This window comes from Bacillus sp. MMSF_3353 (genome assembly GCF_030733445.1).
Lineage (GTDB): Bacteria > Bacillota > Bacilli > Bacillales > Bacillaceae_G > Bacillus_A > Bacillus_A wiedmannii.
In genome coordinates, this window is sequence record NZ_JASHJA010000001.1 from 116,727 (window position 1) to 137,378 (window position 20,652).

The 20,652-nt window shown below is 35.7% G+C and carries 21 protein-coding genes and 2 other annotated features; of the genes, 13 read left to right on the forward strand and 8 right to left on the reverse strand.

Features of this window, described 5'->3' with window-relative positions:
- Position 1: 1 nt before the first annotated feature.
- The 5 genes from RBB48_RS00645 to sspI form a co-directional block, all read right to left on the reverse strand.
- A complete protein-coding gene (locus RBB48_RS00645) occupies positions 2–358 on the reverse strand; it encodes an ammonia permease (RefSeq protein ID WP_088609283.1) in 357 nt (118 codons plus the stop codon).
- A gap of 38 nt (positions 359–396) precedes the next feature.
- Entirely contained in the window at positions 397–768 is a 372-nt protein-coding gene (locus RBB48_RS00650) for a DNA-binding protein (RefSeq protein WP_088064544.1), read from the reverse strand.
- Positions 769–910: 142 nt separating this feature from the next.
- Positions 911–1,624, reverse strand: coding sequence for a CPBP family intramembrane glutamic endopeptidase (locus tag RBB48_RS00655; protein WP_087985373.1), 714 nt, complete (start codon positions 1,622–1,624; stop codon positions 911–913).
- 139 nt (positions 1,625–1,763) lie between these two features.
- Positions 1,764–2,321: an HD domain-containing protein gene (locus RBB48_RS00660; protein WP_001189002.1), complete on the reverse strand. Its 558-nt coding sequence runs from the start codon at positions 2,319–2,321 to the stop codon at positions 1,764–1,766.
- A gap of 177 nt (positions 2,322–2,498) precedes the next feature.
- Positions 2,499–2,708: a small acid-soluble spore protein SspI gene (gene sspI / locus RBB48_RS00665; RefSeq protein WP_000009511.1), complete on the reverse strand. Its 210-nt coding sequence runs from the start codon at positions 2,706–2,708 to the stop codon at positions 2,499–2,501.
- Between the two features lie 82 nt (positions 2,709–2,790).
- On the opposite strand from sspI, the gene RBB48_RS00670 reads away from it, so the two are divergent.
- The 5 genes from RBB48_RS00670 to RBB48_RS00690 all read left to right on the forward strand — a co-directional run bounded on the left by RBB48_RS00670 (position 2,791) and on the right by RBB48_RS00690 (position 9,447).
- Entirely contained in the window at positions 2,791–3,588 is a 798-nt protein-coding gene (locus RBB48_RS00670; protein ID WP_137036649.1) for a TrmH family RNA methyltransferase, read from the forward strand.
- Between the two features lie 48 nt (positions 3,589–3,636).
- Positions 3,637–3,865 (forward strand) — a binding site (T-box leader).
- Between the two features lie 43 nt (positions 3,866–3,908).
- On the forward strand, positions 3,909–4,943 hold the full coding sequence (gene pheS, locus RBB48_RS00675; protein WP_000388220.1) for a phenylalanine--tRNA ligase subunit alpha: 1,035 nt from the start codon (positions 3,909–3,911) through the stop codon (positions 4,941–4,943).
- Between the two features lie 18 nt (positions 4,944–4,961).
- Positions 4,962–7,382 carry a phenylalanine--tRNA ligase subunit beta gene (pheT, locus tag RBB48_RS00680; RefSeq protein WP_098230313.1) on the forward strand — a complete coding sequence of 807 codons (2,421 nt, stop codon included), beginning with the start codon at positions 4,962–4,964 and terminating at the stop codon, positions 7,380–7,382.
- Positions 7,383–7,524: 142 nt separating this feature from the next.
- Positions 7,525–7,776: a binding site (T-box leader), on the forward strand.
- A 52-nt stretch (positions 7,777–7,828) separates the two neighbouring features.
- Entirely contained in the window at positions 7,829–9,220 is a 1,392-nt protein-coding gene (gene asnS, locus RBB48_RS00685; protein WP_097889209.1) for an asparagine--tRNA ligase, read from the forward strand.
- Positions 9,221–9,312: 92 nt separating this feature from the next.
- Positions 9,313–9,447, forward strand: a complete 135-nt coding sequence (locus tag RBB48_RS00690) for a YuzL family protein (RefSeq protein ID WP_087985370.1) — start codon at positions 9,313–9,315, stop codon at positions 9,445–9,447.
- Positions 9,448–9,491: 44 nt separating this feature from the next.
- Here RBB48_RS00690 and RBB48_RS00695 read toward each other — a convergent pair whose 3' ends face one another.
- Entirely contained in the window at positions 9,492–9,734 is a 243-nt protein-coding gene (locus tag RBB48_RS00695) for a hypothetical protein (RefSeq protein WP_088064540.1), read from the reverse strand.
- 13 nt (positions 9,735–9,747) lie between these two features.
- On the reverse strand, positions 9,748–10,017 hold the full coding sequence (locus RBB48_RS00700) for a hypothetical protein (RefSeq protein ID WP_088064539.1): 270 nt from the start codon (positions 10,015–10,017) through the stop codon (positions 9,748–9,750).
- Positions 10,018–10,475: 458 nt separating this feature from the next.
- On the opposite strand from RBB48_RS00700, the gene RBB48_RS00705 reads away from it, so the two are divergent.
- The 5 genes from RBB48_RS00705 to RBB48_RS00725 all read left to right on the forward strand — a co-directional run bounded on the left by RBB48_RS00705 (position 10,476) and on the right by RBB48_RS00725 (position 16,882).
- On the forward strand, positions 10,476–11,876 hold the full coding sequence (locus tag RBB48_RS00705; protein WP_306007312.1) for an AAA family ATPase: 1,401 nt from the start codon (positions 10,476–10,478) through the stop codon (positions 11,874–11,876).
- Between the two features lie 117 nt (positions 11,877–11,993).
- Positions 11,994–12,716, forward strand: a complete 723-nt coding sequence (gene grpE, locus RBB48_RS00710) for a nucleotide exchange factor GrpE (RefSeq protein WP_257132092.1) — start codon at positions 11,994–11,996, stop codon at positions 12,714–12,716.
- A 21-nt stretch (positions 12,717–12,737) separates the two neighbouring features.
- A complete protein-coding gene (locus RBB48_RS00715; RefSeq protein WP_097889212.1) occupies positions 12,738–14,474 on the forward strand; it encodes an Hsp70 family protein in 1,737 nt (578 codons plus the stop codon).
- A 19-nt stretch (positions 14,475–14,493) separates the two neighbouring features.
- A complete protein-coding gene (locus tag RBB48_RS00720; RefSeq protein WP_097889213.1) occupies positions 14,494–15,708 on the forward strand; it encodes a tetratricopeptide repeat protein in 1,215 nt (404 codons plus the stop codon).
- A 1-nt stretch (position 15,709) separates the two neighbouring features.
- Positions 15,710–16,882 (forward strand): tetratricopeptide repeat protein, encoded by a 1,173-nt coding sequence (locus RBB48_RS00725; RefSeq protein WP_097889214.1) that lies wholly within the window; start codon positions 15,710–15,712, stop codon positions 16,880–16,882.
- 121 nt (positions 16,883–17,003) lie between these two features.
- Here the strand turns inward: RBB48_RS00725 and rnhC are convergent, their stop codons facing one another.
- Entirely contained in the window at positions 17,004–17,942 is a 939-nt protein-coding gene (gene rnhC, locus RBB48_RS00730) for a ribonuclease HIII (protein ID WP_097889215.1), read from the reverse strand.
- Positions 17,943–18,066: 124 nt separating this feature from the next.
- Here rnhC and zapA point away from each other — a divergent pair, with 124 nt between their 5' ends.
- From zapA to polX, 3 genes are read left to right on the forward strand one after another with little or no spacing between them, the layout of a single operon-like run.
- Positions 18,067–18,336, forward strand: a complete 270-nt coding sequence (gene zapA / locus RBB48_RS00735; RefSeq protein ID WP_000082701.1) for a cell division protein ZapA — start codon at positions 18,067–18,069, stop codon at positions 18,334–18,336.
- 1 nt (position 18,337) lies between these two features.
- A complete protein-coding gene (locus RBB48_RS00740) occupies positions 18,338–18,877 on the forward strand; it encodes a CvpA family protein (protein ID WP_000565411.1) in 540 nt (179 codons plus the stop codon).
- A gap of 55 nt (positions 18,878–18,932) precedes the next feature.
- Entirely contained in the window at positions 18,933–20,651 is a 1,719-nt protein-coding gene (gene polX, locus RBB48_RS00745) for a DNA polymerase/3'-5' exonuclease PolX (RefSeq protein ID WP_097889216.1), read from the forward strand.
- The last annotated feature ends 1 nt before the right edge of the window (position 20,652 follow it).

Genomic DNA, 20,652 nt, shown 5'->3' on the forward strand with positions numbered 1-20,652 from the left:
TTTAAAGAGTTAAATATAAAAAATGATAACCAGTTACGGAGCACAGTCCTGTTATAAATAAAACCATTCCCATAGCACGAATACTGGATATTTGTCTTCCGCTTATAATAGCTAATAGTCCAGCCAAAGAGAAGAAACACCAATATAAAGTTCCCGAAATTGGAACAATCCCCTCTAAATCTATTCCATAACCTATACAAATGATAGGAACAACAATAAGCGATATGCTAATGAAACCAGCCATAATAGTAAGTGATTTACGACATTTAATACCAGCAATAATTAAAAAAATGCCAACGATGAAGTCGCATAACATCAAAGTAAGAGCGAAAATCATCCAAGTTAATATTCCGAACACTTTTGTATTACCTCCGATTTATGGGGTTCTAAAAAATATTATATATAGTATGAATCACCTACAGTCATGAGTAACCAGAAGATAACCCCTAATATACCAGCGATGAAAATAATGAATCCCATATTACGTATACTTTTAATTTTGGTTTGGACTCCACTTATCCCTGCTAATAATCCAGTTAAAGAAAACAGTATCCAATATAAAGTTGTTGAAATAGGGAGGATTGCATTGCTATCCACTCCCATGCCCCAAAAAACAAAAGGTAGTGTGACAAAGGAGAAGCTAAGTAGCCCCATTAAACCAACAAATAATTTACGATGTTTCATGCTAGTAACAATTAAAAAAATACCACCGAACAATCCGCATAAAACAAGAAGTGGCATATAAACAACCCAAAGTAAGCTCAACATATATAGTCTCCTTCTATAGTAATCAGTTATATTTTACTACATGAGGTTTATTTTGGATATTATTAATAAATATGTATAAATTGATAGAAATGAGAAGTAATGATACGAATTAATAAAAAAGGTATCGCGATGATACCTCTTTCTAACTCAAGAATGCCAACATATTATTCATAATATGAAATAACATAGCTGGAATAATGGATTTTGTTTTTTTACATAAAATAGCCATTAATAATCCCATGAAGAAAGTAATTACCATTACGCCAAGTGAGTATGTATGAGCGATACCGAAGAAGAAACTTGTTACGATAGCTGCAATCCAAAATGGAAAGCGTTCTGAGAAGAAGCGGAGTATAAAACCACGGAAAATCAGCTCTTCAAAAATTGGTGTAAGTATTGCGAAGCCGAGAAGTAATAATATTTGATACTGCTTGAAAACGTCTAAGTTAAGTGCGGAAGATTGCTGCTTTGTTGCGTCTTGGAACATATAATTTAACAAGATGTAATTGAGTAAAATATTTGTAGCGAAGAAAAGAAGTAAGTATACGTATGTACGCCATTCTTTAAGTGCTTTAAAGTTAAAAGATTTTAGTAGTAATTTTTTTGCGGGTTCGAATTTAAAAATGAAGAATAACAACACGGCTAGTTGTAATACGATACTTGCAGTATTTGCAATAGATTCATACAGGGCAATTTGTTTTTTATCTGTAAGACCGGCTGTATAAATTGTTAAGGGCATTGCGAGGAACACAGTAATAAGTCCGGTTCCGAAAAAAGCGAATAAAACGGAGCTAATAAATTGTCCCCATGACATAGAGTATTTCTGTTCATTAGAAAGTTGTGTAGCGGGTTGCATTTGTAAAATCACCTCTTTATATTTGTATATTTAATTATAAAGTATTTTGTTTTTATATGTAATATTTAAATATTACATATAAAGGTGTATTTTCCATAAAATAATAAAAGAGGTATCACCCTATAGTGATGCCTCTTTCTCATTGATAACTATGTTCTGCCTTGTTATTCGATTTTGATTGCTCTATTTGCAATTCACGTTCTACCAATCGGTCTAACTGTTGAATAGCTTTTAATGCTTTTTCATAAGAAATCGTTCTATAATGGTGCGCTCCGCCCGGTTCTTCATCTGCTTCGTCTGCCCATTTAATAATGTTTTGAAGAGATGTTCTTTCAATTTCTTGCTGTACTAAGAAAGAATCTGTATGAAGAAGAATCGCGATAGAAATTTCTTTTGCTAGTTTCGGATGTTCTCCTAATCTAATAAGCAATTTATGAGCTCTTTCTGCTCCTTTAATCGCATGTATATCATTCTTTTTATACAAGTCATAATCCCATTCTCCCTCGCTGTACCATGTGTGATGTCCGATATCATGAAGGAAACCAGCTTTTGTTGCAGCATCGACTGAGGCATGATGCTTTTTCGCTAAGTGAAACGCATGGTAAGCGACAGCAATCGCGTGGACCATTCCAGAACGGTTTACATATTTTTGTGTAATGTGATGTTTAAAAACTTGTTCAAGCGTAATACGTTGCATAAAACATTCACTCCTTTTATCTAATGGTGTCTATAAAGAAAATCGATCGGTTTAAATGTATTTTGAATATTGTACTCCATCTGTGTAGCGTTAGTAAAGTAGAAATGTTTAGGAGAAGAAAAATTTTATAGACATAAAAGGTCACCTTAGTTTTTTTCTAAGGTGACCTTTTATTGTTTATTTTTTTAATCCTTGCTCTAGTGTTCCTAACATTTCGTGTTTTTCATTTTCATCAGCATTTTTCCAAATGACTTCGAATAAAACGCCAAGACCTGGAAGCATTTTTTCTTCACCGCTTTGAATTGCATCGACAATCGTTTCTTGTAATTGATCTTGTGAATTTCCAGATACATTCGCTAATACAGCACCGCGTAAATTAAAACTCATTATTTTCACCTCTTCTTCAGAATTGAAACTGACGTTAGTTTTTGTTCTTTTTTATGTAAATATGTATGAAAAATAGGCTATAATGATAAGACAAGAAGAGAGGGAAATACATATTATGAAAAACATTGATTCAGTGCAAAATCCGCGTGTGAAGCAGTGGAAAAAGCTGCAGACGAAAAAAGAGCGCGATAAAAAAGGTTTATTTTTTGTAGAAGGATTCCACTTAGTGGAAGAAGCTTTAAAAGCAGGAGTTGTAACAGAACTTATCGTTTCTGATCAGACAGATCTTCCGAAAGATTGGACAGTTAATGATGTGGAAATGTATATCGTACCTGAAGCAATCGTAAAAGTACTCCGTGAAACAGAAACGACGCAAGGGGTATTTGCTGTTTGTGAGAAACACGAGAGTGAAGTAGCTCTTGCAGATGGAAAGTTTCTTTTATTAGATGGTCTTCAAGACCCGGGCAACTTAGGGACAATTATTCGTACAGCTGATGCAGCTGGTATTCATGCTGTTGTGCTTGGAGAAGGATGCGTTGATGCATATAATAGTAAAGTGCTTCGCTCTACACAAGGTTCTATTTTCCATTTACCAGTTGTAAAAGGGAACTTAGAAGAGTGGGTAGACAAGTTAAGAGAAAATAACGTTCCTGTATATGGAACAGCTCTTGAAAATGGAGTTCCGTATGGTGAAGTAACACCAGCTGGTGGTTTTGCATTAATTGTAGGAAATGAAGGAAGCGGCGTAAGTCAAGAAATTCTTGCAAAAACGGATCAAAACTTGTATATTCCGATTTACGGCGGGGCAGAATCATTAAATGTTGCGGTTGCAGCAGGGATTTTAACGTATTATTTACAAAGCCCAGTTGCGAACAAATAAAAAACTTCTTATAATAAGTTGAAGTATATTATATTAAAAGTTAAATAACGAAAAACGTTGATAGAGAAGAGTAACTTACAAAATCGCCATATAGGGAGAGAATGCCTTAGACTGAAAGCATTCTTATGGTAGACGGAAGTGAATTCACCTCTGGAGTTGACGCCAGGACCATATATATGTAAAGGCGTTCCGGTCAGAATTGATCGTTATAACTAATGAGTGGGCAGACCTGGTCTGTCAATTTAGGGTGGTACCGCGAATTTACCTCGTCCCTTTTTGGGAGCGAGGTTTTTTTATTTTTAAAATTAGGAGGGTTCCAAATGGAAGCACGTTTAAAAGAGCTAAAGCAAAAAGCGTTAGAGCTTATTGAAGAAGCGAAAGAGCTAAAGGGCTTAAACGACGTACGCGTAGCGTATTTAGGAAAAAAAGGTCCAATTACAGAAGTATTACGCGGCATGGGAAAATTATCAGCAGAAGAGCGTCCACGTATGGGAGCATTAGTAAATGAAGTACGTGAAGCGATTCAAACGCGTTTAGAAGACAAAATTGGAAACTTAGAAAAAGCAGTAATTGAAGCGAAATTAGCTACGGAAACAATTGATGTTACACTACCAGGCCGTCCTGTTGAAACAGGTTGTCACCATCCGTTAACAGCTGTTGTTGAGCAAATTGAAGATGTATTCATCGGTATGGGGTATGAAGTAGCTGAAGGAACAGAAGTAGAAAAAGACTACTACAACTTCGAAGCATTAAACTTACCGAAAGATCACCCAGCGCGTGATATGCAAGATACATTCTACATTACAGAAGAAACGTTACTACGTACACATACATCTTCTGTGCAAGCACGTACGATGGAAAATAATAAAGAAAAAGGCCCAATTAAAATTATTTGTCCTGGTAAAGTGTATCGCCGCGATGACGATGATGCGACGCATTCACACCAATTCATGCAAATTGAAGGTCTTGTAATTGATAAAAACATTCGCATGAGTGACTTAAAAGGTACACTGCAAGTATTCGTGAAAAAGATGTTCGGTGAAGATCGTGAAATCCGTCTTCGTCCAAGTTTCTTCCCATTCACAGAGCCATCTGTAGAGATGGATATTTCTTGTATGATGTGTCACGGCAAAGGTTGCGGCACTTGTAAAGGAACTGGCTGGATCGAAATTTTAGGCGCAGGTATGGTTCATCCGAACGTACTTGAAATGGCTGGTTATGATTCAAAAGAATATCAAGGTTTCGCATTCGGTATGGGCGCAGAGCGTATCGCAATGTTGAAATACGGCGTAGATGACATTCGTCATTTCTATACAAATGATGTACGTTTCTTACAACAATTCAAACGAGCGTAAGGGAAGGAGAGGATAAGTATGTTCGTATCATATCGTTGGTTACAAGAGTATGTAGATATTAAAGATGTAACAGCACAAGAACTAGCAGACAAAATCACGAAAAGTGGTATTGAAGTAGAAGGTGTTGAATTATTAAATAAAGGTGTAAAAGGTGTTGTAGTTGGTCACGTATTAGAATGTGAAAAACACCCAGAAGCTGATAAATTAAGCAAATGTTTAATCGATATCGGTGAAGAAGAGCCAGTTCAAATTATTTGTGGAGCTGCTAACATTGCAAAAGGTTTAAAAGTACCAGTTGCAAAAGTTGGTGCTGTACTTCCTGGCAACTTCAAAATTAAAAAAGCAAAACTACGTGGTGAGGCTTCTCACGGTATGGTTTGTGCGCTTCAAGAGCTTGGTATTGATGGAAAGTTAGTTTCAAAAGAATATGCAGACGGTATCTTCATCTTCCCAAGTGACGCTGAAGTTGGTGCAGACGCACTTGAAATTTTAAACTTACATGATGAAGTACTTGAGCTTGGTTTAACACCAAACCGTGCAGATTGCTTAAACATGTTAGGTGTTGCATATGAAGTCGCTGCTATTTATGGCCGTGAAGTAAAACTTCCAGCTATCAGCTTACAAGAAACAGCAGAAAAAACTTCTGATTACATTTCTGTAAGTGTAGAAGCGAAAGAAGAAAACCCATTATATATTGCAAAAATGGTGAAGAACGTAAAGATTGGTCCATCACCAATGTGGATGCAAACGCGCCTTATGGCAGCTGGCATTCGTCCAATTAGCAATGTAGTGGATATTACAAACTACATTTTAATGGAATACGGTCAACCGTTACATGCATTCGATTACGATAAATTAGGTTCAAAAGAAATCGTTGTTCGTCTTGCAAAAGAAGGCGAAAAAATTGAAACGTTAGATGATCAAGAGCGTACGTTACAAAGCCACCACCTTGTAATTACAAACGGAACAAAAGCTTTAGCTGTTGCTGGTGTAATGGGCGGAGCGGACTCTGAAGTTACAAATGAGACAGTAAACGTTTTAATTGAATCTGCATACTTTGCAGGTCAAACAGTGCGCCGTACATCAAAAGACTTAGGTCTTCGCAGTGAATCAAGCGCACGTTTTGAAAAAGGAATCGATCCAACACGTACATTTGAAGCAATTCAACACGCAGCTGCTTTAATGGCGAAATACGCTGGCGGAGAAGCACTTGAAGGTGTAGTAGAAGCTGACAACTTACAAGTACAAGAGCGTACAGTATCTGTTACTGCTGAAAAAGTAAACCGTGTATTAGGTACAAATATTTCTGCAAGTGAAATGGGTACAATGTTCACAAACTTGAAATTCCCATTCACAGAAGTAGAAGGAACATTCCATGTGAATGTACCAGCACGTCGTCCTGATATTACAATTTCAGAAGACTTAGTAGAAGAAGTGGGTCGTCTATACGGTTATGACCACATTCCAGTTACATTACCTTCTGGAACAATGACTCGTGGTAAATTAACATCAGCACAAACGAAACGTCGTAAAGTACGTCGCTTCCTAGAGGGTGCTGGTTTATATGAAGCGATCACATATTCATTAACAAGCGCTGATAAAGCGAAGCAATATATGGTCGAGCCAAATGAAAAAGCTCCTGTAAATCTTGCACTTCCAATGAGTGAAGAGCGTAGCCAACTTCGTTTAAGCTTAGTACCGCAATTACTAGAAGCTGTTTCATATAATGTGGCACGTAAAAACGATAGTGTTGCTTTATACGAAGTAGGTTCTGTCTTCTTACCAACAGAAGCAGGAGAACTTCCGAAAGAAGAACAACATCTTGCCGGTGTTATGACAGGACTTGCTCTTCACCATGCATGGCAAGGTGAGAAGAAAGTAGTAGACTTCTTCGTTGTGAAAGGTGTACTAGAAGGATTATTCGACGTACTTGGCGTTGCAAACCAAATCACTTATGCACCAGCAAAACGTGAAGGGATGCACCCAGGTCGTACAGCTGGCATCGTATTAGATGGCGAAGTAATTGGTTTCATCGGTCAATTGCACCCAGAAGCAGAAAAACAATTAGATGTGAAAAATACATTCGTATTCGAATTATCTCTTGTAAAAGTATTTGGTGCAGACGCAGAAGAAACTTACTACACAGCAATTCCACGTTTCCCATCTATGACACGTGATATGGCTGTTGTCGTAACGAAAGAAACAAAAGCTGGTGAAATGAAGCAAGTTATTGCTGAAGCTGGCGGAGAACTTCTGAAAGACGTAACGCTATTTGACTTATACGAAGGTGAAAAAATGGAAGAAGGCAAGAAATCACTTGCATTCTCTATGACATACTTCGATGCAGAACGTACGTTAACAGACGAAGAAGTAACAGAAGCACATAACCGTGTATTAACAACGGTAGAAGAGAAGTTTGGTGCGGAGTTACGTAAGTAATGAGAAATTGCCGGATTAAGCCCGGCAATTTTTTTATGGCACGATTGTCGGAAAATCGATATATTACAAAAATCGCTGATATATTTTTGGGTATCTTGCATCTTTCTCTCGAATGTAGTACATTAATTTTAGTTTAACAAAATGAAAGACGATGATAAGGAAAAGTAGTATATACTATAATCCAAAGCGAGTCAGGGACGGTGAGAGCCTGATGAGGCGGTATATGTGAAGAACACCTTGGAGTTGCTAACCGAAATTGAATCTTGTATTCAAGAGTAGACTTAGACGGGAATCCGGCCTGTTACAAACCGGGAAGTATGTATTACATACGAGTTAAAGTTGGTCTTTATGACAAATTGGGTGGTACCGCGAAGTTTAACCTTTCGTCCCTTTATGGATGAAAGGTTTTTTTGTATTTAAATATATGTGCAAAGGAGAATTTCACTATGGAAAACACATTAGTAAAAAGTCTGTATAGAGATACAGATAAATACGCAGGTCAAACAGTACAAGTATCAGGGTGGATTCGTAACTTACGTGATTCAAAAGCATTTGGTTTCATCGAATTAAACGACGGTAGCTTCTTTAAAAGCGTTCAAATCGTTTTCGATACAGAGTTAGAAAACTTCAAAGAAATTGCAAAACTTCCACTTAGCTCTTCAGTTAAAGTAGAAGGTACAGTAATTGCAACGCCTGGAGCGAAGCAACCATTTGAAATTAGAGCAGAAAAAATTGATATCGAGGGCTTATCAGATTCTGATTACCCACTTCAAAAGAAACGTCACACGTTTGAATACTTACGTACAATCGCTCACTTACGTCCAAGAACAAATGCATTCTCTGCAACGTTCCGTGTACGTTCTGTCGCAGCATTTGCGATTCACCAGTTCTTCCAAGAGCGTGGATTCGTACATGTTCATACACCAATCATCACTGGTAGTGATACAGAAGGTGCAGGCGAAATGTTCCGCGTAACAACGCAAGATTTAAACAACGTACCAAAAGGTGAAGACGGACAAGTTGATGAATCAAAAGACTTCTTCGGCAAAGAAACAAACTTAACAGTAAGTGGACAGCTGAACGCTGAAGCTTATGCATTAGCATTCCGTGACGTATACACATTCGGACCTACATTCCGTGCAGAAAACTCTAACACAACTCGTCATGCAGCTGAGTTCTGGATGGTTGAGCCGGAGATTGCATTCGCTGAATTAGGCGACGTAATGGATCTTACAGAAGATATGCTGAAATATGCAATGAAATACGTACTAGAGCATGCACCAGAAGAAATGGAATTCTTCAACAGCTTCGTTGATAAAACAGTTCTTGAGCGCATGAACAACGTAATCAACTCTGACTTCGGTCGTATCACATATACAGAAGCAATTAAAGTGCTTCAAGAGTCAGGTGCTGACTTCAAATATCCAGTAGAATGGGGTATTGACTTACAAACAGAGCACGAAAGATACTTATCAGAAGAAATTTTCAAACGCCCTGTATTCGTAACTGACTATCCAAAAGACATTAAAGCGTTCTACATGCGTATGAATGAAGATGGAAAAACAGTAGCTGCTACTGATCTTCTAGTTCCTGGCATCGGCGAATTAATCGGCGGAAGCCAACGTGAAGAAAGAATGGACGTTTTAGTAGACAGAATTAAAGAATTAGGTATGAACGAAGAGGACTACTGGTGGTACTTAGAACTTAGAAAATACGGCGGTACAAAACACGCTGGATTCGGTCTAGGTTTCGAGCGCTTCCTAATGTACATCACTGGCATGGCTAACATCCGTGACGTAATTCCATTCCCAAGAACTCCAGGTTCTTCTGAATTCTAAAATATGAAAAAAGCGAGAGGATTTCCTCTCGCTTTTTATTTTGCATAGTTTATTACCTCGTAGCAAAAAGTAACACGAAGGGGTGAATATAAATGAGTAAAAAAGTGAAAAAAGATCATTCAAGATCAAGCCTTGGTTCTCCAGAAATAGAAGGACAAGGAACGACGGCACATGAAACAGGTTCTCATAAAGTATCTTCATCAAATAAGAAGCAGAAAAGAAGTTAACATAAAAAAGGAGAGTCTTGGCGGCTCTCCTTTTTTTATATGTATTACACCTTAATTTCTTTTGTAATTTTATCTACATCTTTGTCTAATCGATCTAAATAGAAAAACCACAGTAAACTCATAAGCACGTAATAGATAGCCATCACACCAAGATTATCAGATATATTTTCGAATGTAGATTTAGTAGTGAAAAAAGCTCCCCAAATGGTAGAAATAGTGAGGTAAGAAAGTGGGCCCACGAGGTGTACGAAAACATATAATACCTTTTTAACTTTTACAGCGTTCATATGAAATATCTCCTTATGTAAACAATCCTTTTTTTCTAATCATAGATTCAAGTTCCTCACAGAAGTACTGTAGTTTTGCTGGATTATGTATTAACAAGCGGGCATCGTGTTTCCCGATAAATCTTCGAATCCGAAAGTTTAATAAGAAAGAACGGCCATAACGCTCTATTAAATCGTTGAACTCTCGTTGTTCACTTAGTAGCTGAATGTTTTCTCTAATTTCAAACTGTCTTTCGTGTGGATCGCCTAGTAAAATATTTAGAATCATTTGTAGAAGTAGCAATGGGAATCTCCTCCTATGTTAGAATAATCTGTATATTTTAATTGTAACAAAATTATAAGGATAGTAGTAGGGGAAACAAAAAAACAGGAGTTTGTAGGAGAAGGTTAAAAAACTTCCATTTGTTCCTCTTTTCTTTGAAGTACTCAATTATCTGAAATAATATACTCTTTGTTTATGGTCATATAGGTTTTATATCCAAAGAAGAAAAAGTTATCGTAATCTTACGGAAATACAATTTATCCTTGATGATATTATATAGTTTCTTTCATATTTTGATATTCACGAATGGGATTTTCTTTTTTTTTTTATTGTTAAAATTTAAATATTAGGATTTAAAGAATAGAATTTTATAGAAGAAAATGTAATGTTTTGTTAAAATTAAGAGTATTGATCAGGGTGTTTTAAGGGTTGTGGCGCTGCATATTTTTTTGTACATTAAAATATAAAGATGATAAAAGGTGAACGTATTGAATGTTGGGAAAAGGGAATTTATTTTAGAGTCTTTTGAAGATATAAAGAGACAAATGGAAATTGCTTTAGTGAGCGAAGATTTAGAAACCACTTCATACTTATTTATAAGATCGTTTAGGCTTTTATATAAAGTTGAAAATGATTTATTTCCTTTGAAGAAAGATATGAGTAAGGAAATAGGTAGGTGGTATGAAAAACTAGCATGTTTGCATGAAAAAAAAGGTGAAGATGATAAGGCTGAACAATTTTGGCTGTCAGCGTTATCATTTACACAAGATAATGCAAGTTATTATATACAATATGGGCACGCTGTTTTGCGAAGAAAGCATTTATATATTCATAAAGAACTAGTAGATAATTTAAAACAGTTGAGCCCTTATAACGTTAAAGAAGTAAAACAAGCAATACAACGAGCACGATTTTCTTTTCGAACGGCTTTACAATACAACAATCTTCAAAAAGAAAGTCAAGAGTGTTTGAATGTTATAGCAGAATTAGAAGGTGAGATAGAGAGGAATCTTTTGTTTGCTAAACAGTTGTTAGAAAAGAAAGAAATCGTTTCAGTTGAAAAGACGATGGCAGAATTAGATGAATTAATTGGTTTACAAAGTGTAAAACAAAAAGTGAAAGAAATATATAATTTAGTTATTTTTAATCAGATGCGTAAAGAGCAAGGAATGAAGACAGACAATTTAAGTCTTCATATGGTATTCACTGGAAATCCGGGTACAGGGAAAACGACAGTTGCTAGATTGGTCGCAAAAATTTTTAAAGCTTTAGGAGTATTGTCGAAAGGACATCTAGTTGAAACTGATCGTTCGGAACTAGTTGGAGAATTTGTTGGACATACTGCTCCTAAGACAATGAAGAAAATTAAAGAAGCGCTAGGTGGCGTTTTATTTGTTGATGAAGCTTATTCTTTAACACGAAGCGGCAGTACAAATGACTTTGGAATGGAGGCAATCGACACGCTTGTGAAAGCGATGGAAGATAATCGGGAAAATTTAATTGTTATTCTTGCTGGATATCCTAATGAAATGAATGAATTTATTGAGTCTAATCCAGGACTTCGCTCAAGGTTTAATATTTATGTCGATTTTCCAGATTACACAGTGGACGAATTATTATTAATACAAGATTTAATGTTTGATAAAAAGGAATATAAAATTACATCAGGTGCGAAAGAAAGAGTTCGCTATATTTTAAATAAGAAAATAGAACTGAATCCTAAAAGTCATGGGAATGGTAGGTTAATGAGAAATCTTGTAGAGGAAATTATTCTACAAAAAGCTTATTATGCAGTTTCGCAAGGGCAAAAAAAAGAATTGGATAGCATTGATGAAGAGATTATTAATAGAGTAGAGAGAACGACTAAAATTCTTTATTAAGGGGTTAAAAGGGTGCGAGAGGAACAATGTGAATATACTTTTTCACACATACTCAAATTCTTTATTGGTCATAGTGCAAACTTATATCAGTTATATATTCAAGGGTGTTTTGAAGAGATGAAGTTTGTGTTATATACAGATCAGAATTATGAAGACAAGTGGAGCCGTTTTGTAGCCACAACAGAAAGTCGTTTTAAGCAATTGTTCTTTGATTTTTTATTTCATGATATGAAGGGAGAGTTTTATTTGGGTGACACTTATATGGAAATGATAGAAAACGATATTGCAGGTTTAACTTTTTTAGAAGAAACAGCATTTGAAATATATGAACCACAAGATTATTCGGATTTACAACCAGCAGTAGATACACTGCGTGATGAAATTAAAAAAGGAAATCGTGCCTTTTTTAAAATTGCACAAGAGTTACAATCAACGATGGAAGAATATGTACAAGAAAAAGGCACGGTTGAAGAAAAAACTAGTTTAGTAGAATTTGAGAGAAAACAAAAAAAGTTAGCTTTACTTGTTATTAGTATGTTCGATTTGCTGGATAATGTTTATAACATTTCTAAGCAAGTAGAAGGAAATAGCTGGGGAGATAGCCTGGAAACAACGCTTAAAAAAGCGTTATTTCTACTTGAAAAAGAAGAAATTGAAGAGATTTCTGTTCAAGGGGAATTGTTTGATGGGACTGTAATGGAAGGGGTTGGAACTGTTCCTTTAAATGAAGTTCCAGAAGGTTATGAAAAATATCAAGTATATACAGTAAATAAACGAGGTTTTCGCAATGCTGTTACAGGAGAAATTTTAAGAAAAGCATACGTGATCACTGTCTATTAATCATATTAGGAGGAATTATTTATGGCTATTGTAGGAATCGATTTGGGGACAACCAATTCAGCTATTGCATACTTAAAGAATGGAAAACCGGAGATTATTGAAAATAAAAAAGGAAGCCGCACAACACCTTCGGTTGTACAAAAGGATTTAAAAGGCGAAATTATTATTGGTGAAGATGCGAAATCGGGAATTAAAAGTTTGCCGGATCGTACTGTTCTTGAAGTAAAACGATTAATGGGAACGGAAGAAAGGGTTTCGATTGGAGAAAAGGAACTGCGTCCAGAAGAAGTATCGGCTCTTATATTAAAGTATTTAAAAGAGAGTGTAGAAGAGAGACTAGGAGAGGCAGTAACAGAAGCTGTTATTACAGTTCCTGCGTATTTCTCCGATTCACAGAGGAAAGCGACACAAAAGGCCGGAGAGATTGCAGGGCTAAAAGTGGAACGTATTATTAATGAGCCGACTGCAGCTGCTATTGCATACGGATTCGAGAATTCGGACCAAAACCAACACATTCTAGTCTATGATTTAGGTGGTGGTACTTTCGATGTTTCAATTATTGAAATTTTTGAAGGTGTAGTAGAAGTAAAAGCTAGTGCTGGTAATAATAAGCTAGGTGGTATGGATTTTGATAATGCAATTGTAGATTGGGTAGTAAAGGAATATGAAATGATTCATGGGATTCATTTATATCAAATCGAAGGTAAATCGGAGCAAGAAGTTCGATTGTTATTAAAAGAAGAAGCTGAGAGAGTTAAAAAATCTTTATCGACTCAAATGTCAGTACGATTTATGGTTCCATTTGTAGGTATTCATAATGGTGCGCCTGTCACGATTGATATGGAACTATCTCGCGGGCAGTTTGAGCAATTGATCCAAAAATTAGCGGCTTCCACATTACATGAGGTAGATACAGCATTAAAAGAAAGTAATTTATCATTAACAAGTATTGATCAAATTTTATTAGTGGGCGGGTCTACACGTATTCCTTATATCCAAAAAATTGTAGAAGAAAAATTACAACGTCCAATTCGTAAGGATATTAATCCTGATGAAGTAGTGGCTTTGGGAGCTGCAGTACAAGCGGGAATTAAAAGTGGAGCAATTGATTCAACAGATGGATTAATGGTTCTTGATATTTGTTCGTATACATTAGGAACAGATATTGTGAAAAATGTTGGCGGACAATTTATAGGTGGATACTTTGATCCAATTATTAATAAAGGTGCAAAAGTTCCAGTTACAGAAAAAAAGACATACTATACAATGAGTGATTATCAAGATCAAGTTATTATTCAAGTATATCAAGGAGAAAATGAAAAAGTTTTTGAGAATACAAAGTTGAATAAAGATGACATTATTCTGGAGGGAATTCCAAAGCAGTTAGCAGGACACGAAGAAATTGAAATCCAGTTTACTTATGACATTAATGGTATTTTACAAATTGAAGCGACGATTGTGAGTACAGGAAAGAAAATTACAGAAGTCATTAATTCTCAAGTGGGTGTTATGGACGAACGTGAAATGACGCAAGCGAAAGTACGCTTGGAAAAAGATTGGGCTGAATCAGAGTATTTTGAAGATGTTAAAAAGACATTATATCGTGCAGAAAAATTAATGCAAGACGTAGGAGAACAAGAAAAGCAAAAATTACAAGAAACTGTATCAAATTTAAAAGTGGCTTTAAGTCGTAATGATCGTATTTCAATTCAGAAATATGATGAAGAGTTAACTGATTTATTAATTGAATTTGTGTAAAAAGATAGAGGAGACGATTATGGAACATATAGCAAATCAATATAATCAGTGTATCCGATTTGTTCAGCAAGGACGTATTCTGCAAGCGAAAGAGTTAATCCTTTCGCTTGCAGCTCTTTTACCAGGAGATTCACGAATTAATTGGCTGTTAGGGTTACTTGAAGTATATACGGGATATCCTCAAAAAGGGATTGTTTTATGGAAGGCCCAGCGTAATATAAATGCGTCGCAAAGACAAACGATGAAAAAAGTAGAAGCGGTATTGCCTAAATATGAAGAGTTATATCGTTCGTATAATAAGTCTGTAGTTTTGATGAAAAAAGGGAAATATGCAGAAGCAAAGGGCTTATTGGGAACAGTTTTGGAGAAGAGAGAAACATACCCACTACCTGCAAAGGTGTATTATGCATATTTACTTTGTCTTCTAGCGGTAGAGAGTGTAGACCTGACTCTGAAAGAGTTTGAACGATTTCCTAAATATGTAAAGGACGAGCAATCCATTTTAATCTTGCAGAAGAAGTATAAGTTATTTGAGGTAACGGAGCCTGCGGTACAGGAGAAAAAAGGTTGGATTCTTCATACACTCTATGCTTCAGTAATTGTGCTGTCCCTATTTGCTGGAGGGTATCTTATACAACATATGAAAGAGTCTTATCAAAAGGAAGTTGCTGCAAAAACGGTAAATGAAAAAAAGCAAGAGCAACAGCATAAGAAAGCCGAAAAGTCATTAAAAGAAAAAAATACTGCTTTAGAGAAACAGATTAAAGAGAATCAAAAACAGTCATTCCAAGAAACAGCAATTTTAGAGTCTAGTCTCATGCAAAATGAAGCATTAAAGTATAAGGCTTCTTGGGAATTATACAAAGATGGAAGGTCTTTATATAAACAAGGAAATTATGAAAAAGCAATAACGGTATTTACTAATGCTAGAAAACTGCTAAGTGATTCGGATATAGCGGATGATGCACTATACTTTACCATTCTATCTAAAATAGAAATGAAAGATTATACAGGGATAGAAAAACTATATGATGAATTTTTAAATAATTCTAGTTCTAACTTTAAAAATTCTGATTATACGGATGCTGTTCTTTTATCGAAGGCGACATACTTTATGGATACAGGTAAAAAAGATGAAGCGGTTACTATACTGAAAAAAATAGACAAAGAGTATGCAGATAAATGGACAGGACAAAAGGCAAAGAAATTACTGGGGACATTGTTAGGAGAGTAATATGAATAATCTTACATATTATGAATTGTTAGAGATAGAACAAAGTGCTTCACAAGATGAAATTAAAAAAGCTTACTTTCGTAAGATTAGGATGTATTCAAATGAGAAATATCCTGAAGAATTTAAGCAGTTAACAAAAGCATATGAAGAATTAATGAATGAAGAACAGCGAATAGCATATGATAGAAGTCTTCAAAATGGTGGAGAATATGGACGCTTGTTAAATCAAGCAAATGATTATATTAATCGAGATATGTATACAGATGCAGTGATTATTCTGAAAGACTTAATAGAGGATTATCCAGATGATGCAGAGGCTCTTTATTATTTAGCACATTGCTATTATGAGATGGATTTAATTAGTAATGCTAAGAAGGTTGCGCAGCAATTAGTGTTAGAGCATCCATCAAATCTGGATTATCAATTTCTATTGTATAAAATTTACAAAACGAAAAAAGAATATTCAAAAGCTATTAGTCAAGCGAATAAAATAATAAAACTGGATCCAAATAAGTCGTATGGATATATCCATTTATCAAATATATATCTAGATTTAGAACAATGGGACAATGCTATTCAAGCACTGGAACGAAGGTTGAATAGTTGCACACCAGGAATTGAAGACATGTTCCTCTTACTTGATTTACTCTACTTAACAAATGCACAAGAAAGAATAGCGTACTGTGAAAGGATTGGGGAAATAATTAAAAGAGTTCCTCAAAATGATGAAGAAAAGCAAGCTGTAATTAATATGTTATTAGATCAGACGGACGAAATTGATATAACGCATTCTTGTTTGCCGCGAATTGTAAGAATAATTCAGGATATGAATCAAAATGAGAATGTGGAAATAAGTAATTATTTACGAGATTTAGAACAGAGAATGGAAATGGATGGTTATAACGAGGTGGAGCATACAAACTATAATAATAGTGAGGTAGCTGCAAATGTAGTTCATGAAAATAACACTAACTACAATGCAAGTTATGTGAGCAGAGGTAGTATTGTTATGGCAATTATTGTAGGCATAATTTTTTCGTTTATTGGAACACCAGTTTTAGGGATTATTGCTGGATTCATTTATTATTTCTTTGCTGAGGCGATATGGAACATGATAGGTTGTGTAGTTGCTATTATTGTTGTAATTGCTATTGCAGGAGCTATATTCTCTTAAATATATGCAAGTGTTGTAATATGAATAGCCAAAAATCATATATCATCCATAAAAGGCGAAAAGAATCCAATTCTTTTCGCCTTGTTTAGTTCATATAAATCATGTCGATACTAAAAAATAGTTATTTTTTTAATAAGCGAAACGCCTTCTCCTTATTAGCGAAATGCATTTTCACAAACTCAGGTAATCGTTCTTTACCAAGCTTTTGAATTAATTTAGCAGCTGCAATATCAACTTGTTTACCAGCACCTTTTGGAAGTGGCATACCGGCTTTTTTGCTTAGTTCATCAAACTGTTTTACGAATGAGTAACGAGCTAAAATAGAAGCAGCGGCTACTGCTAAATGGACACTTTCACCTTTCGTTGCGAAGTAAACATTTTCACGCTGTACCTGCTTTTGCTTTGCTAAATATTTGTAGTATGTATCAGGTTGTGTGAATTGATCGATTAAGACGCCTTCAGGTTTTGTAGGTGCAATTTTAGCTAATAAGTTTGTAATAGCTTTATTATGCAGTAAAGCTTTTAACTTACCTTGGTTGTTTCCTTTATCAAATAGCTCGTTATATTTTTCATTATGAAGGACAAGAGAGCTGTAAGGAACAACATGTAGAAGTTGTTTTGCAATGGCAGTAATTTGATCGTCATTTAAGTTTTTAGAGTCTTTTACACCAAGTTCTTTTAACAGTGGGATTTGCTTTGCGTCCACATATACAGCAACTACTGTCATCGGTCCGAAGAAATCACCAGTACCAACTTCATCTGACCCTACGATAGACATTGTACCGATGGAAGCAGGGGGTGCATAACGGTGTGAATCGACAGATTTTTTTACAGCTGTTTTCGGTGTTTGAGAGACAGTTTGCCAACGAGAAGCTTCTGCTTCAGCACGGCCACCTTGGAACATTACTTTTCCAGATTTATAAGCTGTAATGGTGCAAGACGGCACCTTTGCCATGAAGATTCCGCCTTGTGGGGTTTTTGGGCTAAGTGCCTGTTTGTATTGTTGTTTCATGTCTTCAATTACTGTAGAATTTGTTTGAATTACGATAGAATTTGACATAGTGGTCGCCCCTTTTTTTATATTGTTATTTTTATCATATCGGATTGTTCTTTCTGTTTCCATAATATGATGGTTCATGGTATGATAAACTTTAGGATTCTGTACGTGATTGGAGGCCGGTGAGTTGTCACAACAAAAGGGAAAGAAAAGTCGAATTAATGTAGAAATCTATGGTCAACAATATTCAGTTGTTGGCGATGAAAGTACAAGTCATATCCGCATGGTAGCAGCGATTGTGGATGATAAAATGCGCGAACTCAATGCCAAGAATCCTTCGCTTGACACGAGTAGACTAGCGGTATTGACGGCGGTAAACGTCATACACGATTACATAAAATTAAAAGAAGAACATGAGAAATTGAAAGAAAGTATGACAAAAAAAGGAATGGAATAACATGATTGATATTATTATCATTTTACTGCTTGTTATGGGATTTTTCCTCGGCTTACGCAGAGGGTTTATTCTGCAACTTGTAAAGTTAACAAGCTTTATTATCGCATACCTTGTTGCATACTGGTACTGTAAAGATTTAGCGCCAGCACTTGCGAAATTTATTCCGTATCCATTTGATAAAAATGTATCTGTTCCAGAATGGATTGATGCAAATAATATTGAGACAGTATTTTATCAAGCGCTTGCGTTTATCATATTGTTTATTATTACAAAAATTGCACTTTCATTACTTGGTAATTTGTTAAATATGTTTGCAGAAATACCGGTTTTAAAGCAAGTCAATGCGTTTGCGGGGGCAATCCTCGGATTTTTAGAAGTATATATTATTTTGTTTGTTTTAATTATCGTTGGAAACATTCTTCCAATTGAACAAATACAAACACCATTACAAAAATCATCAATTAGCAAAATAATTGTAGACGATACACCGATTCTTTCTGAAAAGGTGAAGGAACTATGGCAGACAGGTAGCAGAGTATAACTTCTCTTTTTTCGGAAAGAGGAGTTTTTTTCTATGAAAGAAAGGCGGGGCAATGATGAAGGTAAATAAAAAACAAGTTATTAAATTATTAGAGACAATCGGTCTGTTTATGGAACTAAAGGGCGCGAATCCATTTAAAATATCTGCATTTCGTAAGGCGGCGGCAGCGTTAGAAAGTGACGATCGCAGTCTTTCTGAAATTGAAGATTTCACGAAGATTTCGGGCATTGGAAAAGGAACAGCGGCAGTTATTCAAGAATATATAGAATCGGGAACATCTGAAGTATTACAAGAGCTTGAGAAAGAAGTGCCAAGTAGTTTATTACCGTTATTAAAATTGCCAGGCCTTGGTGGTAAAAAGGTAGCTAAGTTATATAAAGAACTTGGTGTTGTTGATATGGAATCGCTAAAAGCGGTTTGTGAGGAAAATAAAGTACAAGCTTTAGCAGGTTTCGGTAAGAAGACAGAAGAGAAAATATTAGAAGCAATCGATCAAGTAGGATCTCGTCCAGAGCGTTTACCAATCGCAATGGTATTGCCTATTGCCGGGGAAATAGAGGAGAAATTGTCGAATATTGCTGAAGTAATTCGTTTCTCTCGCGCTGGTAGTTTGCGCCGAGTTCGTGAAACAGTGAAAGATTTAGACTTTATCATTGCAACGTCAGAACCAGCTACAGTACGTGAGCATTTACTGCAATTCAATAATATGATTGAAGTAATCGCAAGTGGAGATACGAAAGTTTCTGTTCGTCTTCAATATGAATATGATATTTCAATCGATTTCCGTTTAGTAAAACCTGAAGAATTTATTACAACTCTTCATCATTTCACAGGATCAAAAGACCATAACGTAAAAATGCGCCAAATCGCGAAAGATAGAGGCGAGAAAATTAGTGAGTACGGTGTAGAAAACTTAGAAACAGGTGAAGTGAGAACATTTGAAACAGAAGAGGAGTTCTTCTCTCATTTCGGTCTTCCATTCATTCCACCAGAAGTGCGTGAAGATGGAAAAGAAATTGAATTAATTAAAGAGTATCCGAACTTAATTCAGTTCTCTGATATACAAGGTGATTTACATATGCATACAACGTGGAGTGACGGTGCCTTTTCGATTGAGGAAATGGTACAGGCATGTCGTGCTCGTGGTTATAAATTTATGGCAATTACCGACCATTCACAATACTTAAAAGTAGCGAATGGTTTAACGAAAGAGCGCCTTCGTGAACAAGCGAAAGAAATTGAACGTATGAACGAAAAGTATCCAGACATTACAATTTTACGCGGAATTGAAATGGACATTTTACCAGATGCAACACTTGATTTTGATGATGAAGTATTAGCAGAATTAGATTATGTCATTGGAGCGATTCACTCTAGCTTCTCACAAGACCGTGAAACGATTATGAAACGTCTTCGTGCTGCGCTGGAGAATAAGCATGTCACAATGATTGCCCATCCGACAGGACGCCTTCTTGGGCGTCGTGAGGGTTACGATGTAGATACAGATTTATTAATTGAACTCGCAAAAGAGACAAATACAGTTTTAGAATTAAATGCGAATCCAAATCGTCTAGATTTAAGCGCGAAATTATTAAAACAAGCACAAGATGCTGGTGTAAAAGTAGCGATTAATACAGATGCTCATACGCTTGAAATGTTAGAAGATATGGAAACAGGTGTAGCCGCAGCACGTAAAGGTTGGATTCAAAAAGATAACGTGATTAACACGTGGGATATCGAACGTTTATTAGACTATATTAAACGTAATAAGTAAC

What these genes read in the sequence shown, in the direction of transcription:
- RBB48_RS00715 (WP_097889212.1), top strand. Translation starts at nt 12,738, where the DNA reads ATGGCTATTGTAGGAATCGATTTGGGGACAACCAATTCAGCTATTGCA.
- RBB48_RS00670 (WP_137036649.1), top strand. Translation starts at nt 2,791, where the DNA reads ATGATAAGACAAGAAGAGAGGGAAATACATATTATGAAAAACATTGAT.
- RBB48_RS00725 (WP_097889214.1), top strand. Translation starts at nt 15,710, where the DNA reads ATGAATAATCTTACATATTATGAATTGTTAGAGATAGAACAAAGTGCT.
- pheS (WP_000388220.1), top strand. Translation starts at nt 3,909, where the DNA reads ATGGAAGCACGTTTAAAAGAGCTAAAGCAAAAAGCGTTAGAGCTTATT.
- pheT (WP_098230313.1), top strand. Translation starts at nt 4,962, where the DNA reads ATGTTCGTATCATATCGTTGGTTACAAGAGTATGTAGATATTAAAGAT.
- RBB48_RS00655 (WP_087985373.1), bottom strand. Translation starts at nt 1,624, where the DNA reads ATGCAACCCGCTACACAACTTTCTAATGAACAGAAATACTCTATGTCA.
- RBB48_RS00660 (WP_001189002.1), bottom strand. Translation starts at nt 2,321, where the DNA reads ATGCAACGTATTACGCTTGAACAAGTTTTTAAACATCACATTACACAA.
- rnhC (WP_097889215.1), bottom strand. Translation starts at nt 17,942, where the DNA reads ATGTCAAATTCTATCGTAATTCAAACAAATTCTACAGTAATTGAAGAC.
- asnS (WP_097889209.1), top strand. Translation starts at nt 7,829, where the DNA reads ATGGAAAACACATTAGTAAAAAGTCTGTATAGAGATACAGATAAATAC.
- RBB48_RS00720 (WP_097889213.1), top strand. Translation starts at nt 14,494, where the DNA reads ATGGAACATATAGCAAATCAATATAATCAGTGTATCCGATTTGTTCAG.
- sspI (WP_000009511.1), bottom strand. Translation starts at nt 2,708, where the DNA reads ATGAGTTTTAATTTACGCGGTGCTGTATTAGCGAATGTATCTGGAAAT.
- RBB48_RS00650 (WP_088064544.1), bottom strand. Translation starts at nt 768, where the DNA reads ATGTTGAGCTTACTTTGGGTTGTTTATATGCCACTTCTTGTTTTATGC.
- RBB48_RS00690 (WP_087985370.1), top strand. Translation starts at nt 9,313, where the DNA reads ATGAGTAAAAAAGTGAAAAAAGATCATTCAAGATCAAGCCTTGGTTCT.
- polX (WP_097889216.1), top strand. Translation starts at nt 18,933, where the DNA reads ATGAAGGTAAATAAAAAACAAGTTATTAAATTATTAGAGACAATCGGT.
- RBB48_RS00740 (WP_000565411.1), top strand. Translation starts at nt 18,338, where the DNA reads ATGATTGATATTATTATCATTTTACTGCTTGTTATGGGATTTTTCCTC.
- grpE (WP_257132092.1), top strand. Translation starts at nt 11,994, where the DNA reads ATGAAGTTTGTGTTATATACAGATCAGAATTATGAAGACAAGTGGAGC.
- RBB48_RS00695 (WP_088064540.1), bottom strand. Translation starts at nt 9,734, where the DNA reads ATGAACGCTGTAAAAGTTAAAAAGGTATTATATGTTTTCGTACACCTC.